The 10,077-nt window shown below is 68.2% G+C and carries 13 protein-coding genes and 1 pseudogene; 10 read left to right on the top strand and 4 right to left on the bottom strand.

Translation table 11 applies throughout. The features are described from left to right. Positions 1-3 precede the first annotated feature (3 nt). Together QRN26_RS17100 and QRN26_RS18940 are read right to left on the bottom strand one after the other, a co-directional pair. Positions 4-498: a hypothetical protein gene (locus QRN26_RS17100; RefSeq protein WP_285037673.1), complete on the bottom strand. Its 495-nt coding sequence runs from the start codon at positions 496-498 to the stop codon at positions 4-6. 54 nt (positions 499-552) lie between these two features. Then, positions 553-636: pseudogene (locus tag QRN26_RS18940) on the bottom strand (DUF2510 domain-containing protein); the annotation flags it as partial. A 508-nt stretch (positions 637-1,144) separates the two neighbouring features. Between QRN26_RS18940 and QRN26_RS17105 the strand changes: the two are divergent. Beyond that, positions 1,145-1,702, top strand: a complete 558-nt coding sequence (locus QRN26_RS17105; RefSeq protein WP_285037674.1) for a hypothetical protein — start codon at positions 1,145-1,147, stop codon at positions 1,700-1,702. Positions 1,703-2,036: 334 nt separating this feature from the next. Here the strand turns inward: QRN26_RS17105 and QRN26_RS17110 are convergent, their stop codons facing one another. After that, complete coding sequence (locus QRN26_RS17110) at positions 2,037-2,813, bottom strand: HNH endonuclease family protein (protein WP_285037675.1); 777 nt, start codon at positions 2,811-2,813, stop codon at positions 2,037-2,039. Positions 2,814-3,093: 280 nt separating this feature from the next. On the opposite strand from QRN26_RS17110, the gene fdhA reads away from it, so the two are divergent. The 9 genes from fdhA to QRN26_RS17155 all read left to right on the top strand — a co-directional run bounded on the left by fdhA (position 3,094) and on the right by QRN26_RS17155 (position 9,692). After that, entirely contained in the window at positions 3,094-4,314 is a 1,221-nt protein-coding gene (gene fdhA / locus QRN26_RS17115) for a formaldehyde dehydrogenase, glutathione-independent (protein ID WP_285037676.1), read from the top strand. Between the two features lie 287 nt (positions 4,315-4,601). Beyond that, positions 4,602-5,639 (top strand): helix-turn-helix transcriptional regulator, encoded by a 1,038-nt coding sequence (locus tag QRN26_RS17120; protein ID WP_285037677.1) that lies wholly within the window; start codon positions 4,602-4,604, stop codon positions 5,637-5,639. A 173-nt stretch (positions 5,640-5,812) separates the two neighbouring features. Further along, positions 5,813-6,232, top strand: coding sequence for an Asp23/Gls24 family envelope stress response protein (locus tag QRN26_RS17125; RefSeq protein ID WP_056011060.1), 420 nt, complete (start codon positions 5,813-5,815; stop codon positions 6,230-6,232). Beyond that, positions 6,229-6,417, top strand: coding sequence for a DUF2273 domain-containing protein (locus QRN26_RS17130; RefSeq protein ID WP_056011063.1), 189 nt, complete (start codon positions 6,229-6,231; stop codon positions 6,415-6,417). The genes QRN26_RS17125 and QRN26_RS17130 overlap by 4 nt, the downstream gene beginning before the upstream one ends. Next, positions 6,414-6,767 (top strand): hypothetical protein, encoded by a 354-nt coding sequence (locus QRN26_RS17135; RefSeq protein ID WP_056011066.1) that lies wholly within the window; start codon positions 6,414-6,416, stop codon positions 6,765-6,767. Before QRN26_RS17130 ends, QRN26_RS17135 begins: the two co-directional genes overlap by 4 nt. Next, a complete protein-coding gene (locus QRN26_RS17140) occupies positions 6,764-7,339 on the top strand; it encodes a hypothetical protein (RefSeq protein WP_285037678.1) in 576 nt (191 codons plus the stop codon). Before QRN26_RS17135 ends, QRN26_RS17140 begins: the two co-directional genes overlap by 4 nt. Then, positions 7,339-7,941, top strand: a complete 603-nt coding sequence (locus tag QRN26_RS17145) for a hypothetical protein (protein ID WP_056011071.1) — start codon at positions 7,339-7,341, stop codon at positions 7,939-7,941. The genes QRN26_RS17140 and QRN26_RS17145 overlap by 1 nt, the downstream gene beginning before the upstream one ends. Positions 7,942-8,034: 93 nt before the next feature. Then, complete coding sequence (locus tag QRN26_RS17150; protein ID WP_285037679.1) at positions 8,035-9,249, top strand: Asp23/Gls24 family envelope stress response protein; 1,215 nt, start codon at positions 8,035-8,037, stop codon at positions 9,247-9,249. Positions 9,250-9,275: 26 nt separating this feature from the next. Next, the gene (locus tag QRN26_RS17155; RefSeq protein WP_285037680.1) at positions 9,276-9,692 is read left to right on the top strand and encodes a hypothetical protein; all 417 of its coding nucleotides are present in this window, start codon (positions 9,276-9,278) and stop codon (positions 9,690-9,692) included. 173 nt (positions 9,693-9,865) lie between these two features. Here the strand turns inward: QRN26_RS17155 and QRN26_RS17160 are convergent. Beyond that, positions 9,866-10,077, bottom strand: a 212-nt coding sequence (locus QRN26_RS17160) for an aldehyde dehydrogenase family protein (protein ID WP_285037681.1), incomplete at its 5' end; no start/stop codon positions are given.

Here is a 10,077-nt window from a genome sequence, read left to right on the forward strand (position 1 = left end):
AGCCTATTCCGCGCAAGCCTCCGTGAGCTTCTTCAAGCTGAGGTTCATATCGACCAGAGCATCACTCGTCGCCTGCATGCTCCTGGCGTTCGTCGTATCGAGGGCCGTCAAGGACTCACCCGCACTCCCCATGTCACGACCCGCGTCCTCGAACACTCGACCAGCCCCAGCCTTCTCTGAACTCAACACACCCGCCCACCCCACGAGCTGTGCGCCATGCTCGGCATAGAAGGCAGCGTTCGCCGCTCGGGAGCCTAGATTCGCTGGATCAAGCGCTCCCACATCGGCCCCATATCGGGTTCCGACTTCGCTCGCATAAACGCAAGCGTCAGCCATCGACGCCGCAGGCTTGGCGTTGATGGTGAACGCCACCACCGCGACGACAGCAGCAGCCACCACGAAGACGGCCGGCCCGACGAGCCGCTTCTTCGCGTGCTTCAGGTCAGCACGGCCCCGCTCATCCTCGGCGTCCAGCTCAGCCTGAATCTCCTCGTCCATGCGGGCCTGAATCCGAATCGCTTCCAGGCGTGAGACCGACTTGCTGGGCCCCCATGACGCGCCATCCCACCATCGCCGCTGGAGGTCATCCTGAGGGTCCGGATACCAACCTGGCGAAGGGGGAGGGGAGGTGCTCATTCGGGAAGCCTAACGGGGAGGAATCCAATCACCCCGAAGTCCTCTCCCTCTTTCAACTTCAGTCTCTCCCCCAGGGAGGATGTGTCCCGACCAGACTCTTCCCCTATGGGCCCGCTTTCATCCTGATCCAGATCTTAGAGAGGCAAGGATCTAAAGACAAAAGGAAAGAGAGCGAGGCTGGGCAATGTGCTGAAGGGGTTTGTGACTGCCGCCGGCACCGAGGACGAAACATACGTGGCGCTCTCGTGTGGAGATTTTTCGGGCAAGCAGTGTTGCTATCTCGAAGGGGTTGTGGGCTGTCGTGCGTGTGTCGGCCTGCACCACTTGGCTTTCGGGAAGCGTCATAGCCGGACTTTAGCGCCTCCTCGCGACCGAGAGTGCTGTGCGGTCACACCCGTGGGCCCCTGAATTTGTTCTTCTGCTCAGTTTCTGTGGTGACCGATTAGACGCTTACGGTGCGTAGCGCCGCAAGTGACGTCAAATCATGGACTCCCCGTAGCCTGTTGTGATGGACCTCGAGGAACTCCTCCGACTGCCACTGGACGACCAGGTGACGATGCTCGTTGGTGTGTCAGTCCGCCACGCAGTGGAGTTGGAAGCGGCAGTGCGCTCGGTGCTGATGACGATTGACTCGGAGTTCGACCCGTCGCGGCGTTGGAAATTCTCTGAGCTCATCACGGTATTTCGACGCCAGAGCTCGACGAGTCCGCAATTCTCGAAGGAACTGCGGAAGGCTTGTGCGGAGATCGCCTCCGAGGCACTGGATGGATACAACCGTCGAAATACCAACGCACACGACATGCTCGGCACTTACGCGGGCACCCCTATCGAGCGGTTCCGATTCGAACGCGATCACAGTATCGCGCCCGACGACGAGCCGGAAATCTTGAGTGTGGCAGATCTCGTGCAGCACTGTACGGATCTTGAGCATGCGATTTGGCGACTCCGCGGGGTCATGTTCTACCTGGCGAGGCCAGAGGATAGAAGGTGGTGGGGGATGTTGGTAGAGGGCAACTTCGAGGCGCGGTGGGATGGATCGGCGAGTCGCACGACCGTCCTGTCTTGATCGTTGCCGAGGTTGATTCACCTTCACCCGCCGGGTTCCCGCTGCGCGACTGCTTCAGTCTCGGGAGGCTAGAGACGACCTTGTCGTTGACTGAGAGTTCCGCGACCGGGTAAAAATGCGTCCGACTCTCGGCCTCGAAGCAGCCATCAAAAGCGCGCACTGGACGCCGTGCGCCCTATCTTCAGAGCTTCCGAGAGTGGTGCTTTTCTTACAGAGCGGAACCCGTCCACCCGGTGGTCGCTCAGATGACACCCAGATTTCGGTTCCTGGACGGCTCGCGCGAAACGTCCGGCTCTCGTGCGTTCGTCCTGTTCTCGTGCCGCGGCGGGCGCGGCTACGCGCCGCAGGTGCCCAGCGTGCTGGTCAGCTCCTGGCGGTCGGCGTCGTCGAGCGTGAGGTCGTAGGCCGTCAGCACGAGCACGAACCTGGCCGCGTATTCGCAGTGCGAGGCGGCGGCCGGCGGCATCCAGTCGCCGGGACCGGAGTCCGACTTCGACGAGTTCGTGGCACCGTCGACGGCCTGCAGGTTGATCGGATCGTTCGCGAACTGTTCCCGCTGCTCCGGCGTCCACGCGTTCCCGCCATGCCGCCAGCCCCACGCCAACGGCACGACGTGATCGATCTGCACCAGCTGGCTCGACCGCTCACCACGCTGGAAGTCGATCGTCGTCCCCGTATACAGGTCGTGCAGGACACCCGTGAGGACGACGCAGTCGCGCGTGCCCGGCTTGAACGTGACCCCGACGAGGTCGCGCGCGAGGACGTCGTTTCGGGTGTCGCAGCCGTTGCGGTCGACGTCGGCCCAGCGCTGACCGAACAGCTCCCGGTCGTAACCGGTCGCCACCCGGGAGGCTGGGTCGACGTCGGCGAGCGCATCCTCGACCGCCGAACCCGAGACCACCAGCTGCCCGGACGCGTCGACGACCGCGAACCCGGCCGCCTCGAGGGAGGCGCGGGCGCTGGGACTGACCGGCGCAGGGGTGGGCGCCTCGGACGAGGGCGACGGGGACGCGACACCGCCGAACACCGTCCCGCCGCCGAGCTGCGTGGCGACGAGGACCACGACTGCCGCCAGCAGGGCGACGAGCAACGCCACAGGAGTCTTCTTCATGCTGGGTGTTCTCCTCGGGGTTGCGCCTTCTCAGCGTAGAGGTGGGTGCTGACACGGAGATGGTGGGCGCCCTTCGGCAAGCTCAGGGACCGGGGGTCGGGATTCGGGACCAGGCCCTTCGACAGGCTCAGGGACCGGGGTCGCGCCCTTCGACAAGCTCAGGGACCAGGGCCCCGACAAGCTCGGGGGCCACGGGGCCTGCCGCTGCGGACGAGAGCGGGATAGGGTCATGCAGACACAGGGTGCCCCACACCGGGCGCCCACGATCAAGGAGGATCACGTGTCAGGTAACAGAGCCGTCGCCTACAAAGCAGCCGGAGTCGTCGAGGTCATCGACATCGACTACCCCACCTTCGAACTGAAGGACGGACCGGGGGTGAACCCGGCCAACGTCGGTCGGAAGGTCCCTCACGGTGCGATCCTGCGAACGGTCGCGACGAACATCTGCGGCTCCGACCAACACATGGTCCGCGGTCGCACCACCGCACCGCCGAACCTCGTCCTCGGACACGAGATCACCGGTGAGGTGGTCGAGGTCGGACCCGACGTCGAGTTCATCAAGGTCGGCGACATCGTCTCCGTCCCGTTCAACATCGCCTGCGGCCGTTGTCGCAACTGCAAGGAACGCAAGACCGGCATCTGCCTCAACGTGAACCCCGACCGCCCCGGCAGCGCCTACGGCTACGTCGACATGGGTGGTTGGGTCGGCGGCCAGGCCGAGTTCGTCCTCGTTCCCTACGCCGACTGGAACCTCCTGAAGTTCCCCGATCGCGACCAGGCGCTCGAGAAGATCATGGACCTCACCATGCTGTCCGACATCTTCCCGACCGGCTTCCACGGTGCCGTCACCGCGGGCGTCGGTGTCGGATCGACCGTCTACGTCGCGGGTGCCGGCCCCGTCGGTCTCGCAGCGGCGACCGGGGCCATGCTGCTCGGTGCCGCAGCCGTCATCGTCGGCGACATGAACGCCGACCGCTTGGCCCAGGCCCGCAGCTTCGGCTGCGAGACCGTCGACCTCACCAAGGGCGAACCCGCGGAGCAGATCGAACAGATCCTCGGTGTCCCCGAGGTCGACTGCGCGGTCGACGCCGTCGGCTTCGAGGCCCGCGGCCACGGCGGTGACGCCGGCCACGAAGCCCCGGCGACCGTGCTCAACTCGCTCATGGACATCACGGCGGCCGGTGGAGCCCTCGGTATCCCCGGGCTCTACGTGACGGGCGACCCGGGCGGCATCGACGAGGCCGCGAAGAAGGGTGCGCTCTCCCTGAGCCTCGGCACGGGTTGGGCGAAGTCGCTGTCGTTCACCACCGGTCAGTGCCCGGTCATGAAGTACAACCACGGCCTGATGATGGCGATCCTCCACGACAAGGTGCACATCGCGAAGAACGTGAATGCCACCGCGATCACCCTCGAGGACGCGCCGCGCGGGTACGCGGAGTTCGATGCGGGAGCGGCCCAGAAGTACGTGCTCAACCCGAACGGCTACCTCGACGCCGCGTAGGCGCCCAGGCTCCGACCGCTCCTGAGCGGTCCGCCGCCTGCACACCCGATCCGCCCTCCGGCCACCGCGCCGGAGGGCGGATTCGCGTTGTCACCGGGAGGTCTCGACTACTGATTTTTCGCCAGAACACGTCCTGCAGGGCATCCGCAACAGCGTTGTCTGACGAACAGCTGTGTGAACCGTGAGATTCCCTCCTCACGGTCCGTCTCTCCAATGACGCGGAACACCGGCGGGGCCTTGGGGCCCGTCCCGCGGCGAAGAGACCCCCAACACGCACAAGGACGACCATGCAGCACTCCTTCCTCGCACCAGAAGCAGATCCGGAGCGCGAACCCGACATCACCGGCACCATGCTCGGCAGCACGAGCAGCTCGGTGTCGACGGTTCCGATCCGCAAGGTCACGGTCAGCGGCGACGACCCCACGACCGCACGTCAGAACTACGAGCGCGCCTACGACGGCAGCCGCTTCACCGTCACCCGCGGCACCGAGCCGTTCTCGTTCCAGTGGGTGTCGATCGGCGACGACCGCGTCTCGCTCCGCACCGCGACGATGACGGGCCACGTCACGGGGGAGACCCCTGGGTTGACGGACTACGTGGTCTCCTGGGTGCAGACCGGCGGCGGCTGGATCGTGCGACGTGACGGGCAGCGGATGGAAATCCCACGATCCCCGTTCGTCCTGCCGTTCCACCGGCCGTACACGGTGCATCTCACCCCGCACCGGCAGAACTCCGTGTTGTTCGCCGCCGACTACCTGGAGGACCTCGCGACCGAGATCCACGCCGGACCGAGTCAGCAGCTGTCCTTCGACCTCGAGGCGACGCCGACGTCCGCGGCGATCGAACGTTGGCGGACGGCGCTGAACGCCTCCACGCCCGTGCTCACGGACGAGGCCGCCCCGCCGCTACTGCGGATGAACGCGCAGCGACCCCTCGCGCTGGCCCTCCTGCAGCTCGCCCCGTGGGCGGTGTTCGACCTGCCCGAGACCCTCCGTGAACCCTCCATGGCCCGCACCCGCCTCGCGGTCGAGTACCTGCACCACCACGCGGCGGAACCGATCACGCCTGCCGACGCCGCGACGGCCGCCGGCCTCCACACCCGCACCCTGCAGCTGCACTGCCGTCGCGAACTCGGGATGTCGCCGACCGCCTACCTGCGGGACATCCGGCTCGGCCGGACGAGGAGCGAGCTGGCCGCGAGCGCCCCGCAGGAGACGACCGTCGGCGAGGTGGCCCGGAAGTGGGGTTTCTCCCACCTCGGACGCTTCTCTTCGGCCTACCGGACGCGCTTCGGCGAGAGCCCGAGCCAGACCCTCCGCGGCTGAGCGAGGGCCTCGCCGCCCGAATATCCAGAAAATGAGTGCTTCGCTCGGAAATCGTCCGCGACCGTGAGGTTCGGGCGTGACGGACTGTCTCATTGATGTCGCCCGGCACACGGGCACCGCGGCCGGACCCCCGGACCGCGAAACCGCACCACCATCCTCGAAGGAGCAACACCATGTCGAACACCACCGACACCGCCACCCACGCCGCCACCACCTCCACCGGCAAGAACGTCATCGCCGACGGCGTCGTCCAGAAGGTCGCCGGCATCGCCGCCCGTGAGGTCCCCGGTGTGCACGACCTCGGTGGCGGAGCGGCCCGTGCCATCGGTGCGATCCGCAACGCGATCAACGCGCAGGACCGCGGCCAGGGCGTCAACGTCGAGGTCGGCGAGAAGCAGGTCGCTGCCGACATCGTGATCGTCGCCGAGTACCCCGTCGACCTCCAGCGTGTCGCCGACGACGTCCGTCGCAGCGTCACCGACGCGATCGCCAACGTCGTGGGCATGGACGTCACCGAGGTCAACGTGACCGTCTCCGACGTCCACATCCCGTCCGACGACGACAACGACGCTGACGAGAGCCGCGTCCAGTGAGCACGACCGACCGTGGCATCCTCGTCGGTGCCGTCCTCGCGCTCGCAGCCGTCGCCTTCGGCTTCTGGGCGATGATCCTCGTCGCCCTGTTCATGCTGATCGGGTTCGGCATCGGACGCGTGCTCGAGGGCAAGCTGGACCTGCGCGGCGTCGCCGACGCGCTCCGCGGGCGGCGGTCGTCGTGACCGCGGCGGTGGCGGCCGAACAGGCCGTGCATGGTCGCAACACGATCAGCTCCCGCGCCGTGCGTCGCGTCGTGTCTGCCGTCACCGCGGAGGAACTCGGTGTGCGGGCGTCGGAGGTCTCGGTCGAGCTCTCCGACGCCCACGGGGCCCTCACGGTCACCGCGAGCACGCCCATCCACGTGTCGCCGCTCGGCACCGACGCCCGCACCTCGGGAACGGTGCTCGAACGCCTGGCACGCGCACAGACCAGCATCCGTGAGCGGTGCCTGAGTCTGACCGGATCGACCATCGGACGCGTCGATCTCCACATCACGGGCGCGAAGCTCGAAGAACGAAGGAGGGTGTTGTGAGCACCCAAGCCCTGTACCGCCGTGCGGTGCGTCGTGAGACGCACTCGCCGCGGTCCGCCCTCGCGATCACGATCGCCATCGTGCTCGCGCTCGTCCTCGCCTGGCTCGGCACCGAGTCGGTGCTGGCCGCGATCGGGCAGCCGCCGCTCCTCGTCGCACCGAAGGACATCGTCACCGCGGTGCTGACGGCGGCGACGGCTCCGGCCCCGCTGCTCGTCGCCATCGGTGTCGTCGGGGCGATCGTCGGGTTCATCCTGATCGTCCTGTCGCTGGCACCCGCCCGCCAGGGTCGCCGTGGATCGATCGCCGACCGCACCGCGACCGTCGTGGACGACCGGGTGATCGCCCAGTCGCTCGCCCGCGTCGCCTCGTACGCCGGCGACGTCGACCCCTCGCAGGTCAACGTCAGCGTCGGTGCCCGCAGCGCCCGTGTCGACGTGACCCCGACGAGCGGTCGCCGTGTCGATCAGCGCGAGATCCAGCAGGCGGTGGACGCGGAGGTCGTGTCCTACGACTTCCGGCCCGCACTCCGGGTGAAGGTCAAGCTCAACGAACAGGGAACGGTGGCCTGATGAACTCGACGAACCGATTCCTCAACCGCTTCTTCATCCTCGTCGTCGGACTCGTCGTCCTGGCGGCCGGTGCAGCGCTCTCCGTGGGCGCGCTCCTGCCGGACGTGCAGCGCACGATCAGCGAGAACGCCGAGCGCGCCGTCGGCCCGACCACCGACACGATGGACGCCCAGCCGTGGATCCTCTGGGTCGCCGCTGCAGCCGCCGTGCTCCTCATCGTCATCCTGCTGTGGTTCGTGCTCCGTCAGGGTCGTGGCCACACCGGGACGCTGCTGCAGGTCGACGAGCAGCCCACGAAGGGCACCCCGACGGGCGGTCGCGTCATCCTCGACGTGAAGCTCGCCGAGCAGGTCCTCGAGGAGGCCATCGGGCGCAACCCCGACGTCGTCGCGGTGGACGTGACCGGCTTCCGGATCCGCAAGCAGACGGCCCTGCGGCTCACCGCCCACGCCCGCCGTGGTGCCTCGCCGATGGAGCTGCGCCGCGACATCGAGGCCACCATCCACGAGTGGGACGGTGCCCTCGGGACGTCCACTCCGGTGGTCGTCCAGATCGTCAGCGGACTCCGCACCCGCCTCGCGAGCACCAACCGGGTCGTCTGACCCACCGCTCCGCGGCACCGCCGTGGCAGCCCGAACCGACAGCAGCATGACCGCAGGACCGATGCGCCGCCGACGCGGCGCGAGGAGGATCGCATGAGCGACGACACGAAGCACCCGGATCAGCAGCACATCCCCACGCCGGCCGAGGTCCGTGCCGAGCACCCGACGGTGCTCGTGCCCGCCCACGGTGACGACGAGGTGCGCCGCATCGAGTCGCACGACGGTGAGCATCCGGCGGCGGCGGAGCCCGCATCGACCTCGGCGGTGGAGCCCACGGCCGAGCCGGTCGCTCCGGTCGAGGTGGCCGAGCCGGCCGAGCCGAGTGCACCGGTCGTCGAGATCGACTCCGGTCGCCGACGTGAGCAGGAGCAGGACGAGCTCGCGCAGGTCATCGCCGCCACCGCTGAGACGGTCCCCGGTGTCCACGCTCTCGGCTCCCCGTCGGCTCGTGCCGTCGACAGCGCCAGGACCCGGCTGCTCGGACGCACCTCCGTCCCGGGGGTCAACGTGCTCGCCGACGACGACGTGCTGAACGTCGAGGTCTCGTTGGTCGCCGAGTACCCGGCGAGCGTCGAGGAGGTCGCGGATACCGTTCGCGCCGACATCACCTCGGTGCTGGAAGCGCGTCACTCCGGGCCGGTCGACATCGACATCACCGTCACCGACGTGCACGGCCCGTTCGATCCGGCCGACCCGGACCCGGGCGAGTTGATCGACGGCGCGACCGCCGCCATCGACGACGCGAAGGCGAAGACGGGCGAGGCGATCGGTGCCGCGGGTGACGCCGCCGGGAAGGCGCTCGACTCGGCGAAGGCCACGGCCTCCGATGCTGCCGACGCCGCCCGCGCCGGTGCCGCGAACGTGGCCGATGCAGCTGGCGACGCGCTCGAAGGGCTGTCGAAGCAGCGGCAGGAGTCCGCTGACGATGCCGCGGTCTCCGTGTCGGACGGCGAGGTTCCAGTCGCCGATGCACCGACCGACACCACCGTGGTCGCCGTTCCGGTCGCGGACGCACCCGCAGCAGACGACGACGCGACCATCGCGGAAGCGCCGGCTGCCACCGACCAGGTGGAACCGGCGACCGACGGCGATCTGCCGGAGGACCTCTCCGAGGCAGCCCAGAAGCTCGCGGAGGCCGCCGACGCGCTCGCGGAGGTGGCCGAGGAGGTGACGCGCGGCGTCGACCCGAGCCCCGCCGATGCGGACGCCGACTCAGGAACCGACGCGGGCGCGACGGCTCCCGCCGCCGTCCCTGGAGCCGCGTCGACGACGGATCCGGAGCAGCCCTCCCGTTCCCCCAAGCACTGACCGGTACCAGCGAACGGAGAACCGTCATGCCCCTCTTCAGTCGAACCCGGTCCTACGGGGCCAGCCGTCCGCGACCGCGTGCCGTCTGGGCTGCCGCGATCACCGGCGTCGTCCTCGTCGTGCTCGTGGTCGTCGGGGTGCTCATCCCGATCCTCGGCCTCATCGGCGCTGCCGACGGTGCGACGGTCGGGGCGCTCAACGTCCCTGTCGGGAGCATCATCGCCGCGCTCCTCGTCGGCTACCTCCTCGCGCTGCTGCTGCTCCTCGGCTCTGTCCGCAGTCGCAACGGTGCACTGTCGTGGGTGCTGGCGGTCGCCGCGGTCATCTCGGCGCTGCTCGTGTCGCTGTGGCCGCTGCTCGCGGTCGCGATCGCCGGCGTCGATCAGGCGTCCGACATCGTCCCCTTCATCCAGGACCTCATCGGGCGGGTCACCGGCAACTGATCACCGGAGATCCGCGCGGCAGCAGGATGTCCTCCCTCAGGATCTCCTGCTGTCCCGCGGATCTCCTGGTGTCAGCTCAGCCGACGGCTGAGGTGCACCTCGGCCCGACCACCGGTCCCTGCCCGTCGACAGGCTCAGGAACCGTTGTCGAAGGGCGGGCGGGCCGGGGTGCCTCAGTTCTGGGGGAAGCCGAGGTTGATGCCGCCGTGGGAGGGGTCGAGCCAGCGGGCGGTGATGGCCTTCTGCTGGGTGAAGAACCGCACACCCTCGGCGCCGTGAGCCTTGGTGTCGCCGAACAGGGAGTCCTTCCAGCCGCCGAAGGAGAACGTGGCGACCGGGACGGGGATGGGCACGTTGATGCCGATCATGCCGACCTGGATCTCGT

The sequence above is a fragment of the Plantibacter sp. ME-Dv--P-095 genome (assembly GCF_030209365.1).
Classification (GTDB): domain Bacteria; phylum Actinomycetota; class Actinomycetes; order Actinomycetales; family Microbacteriaceae; genus Plantibacter.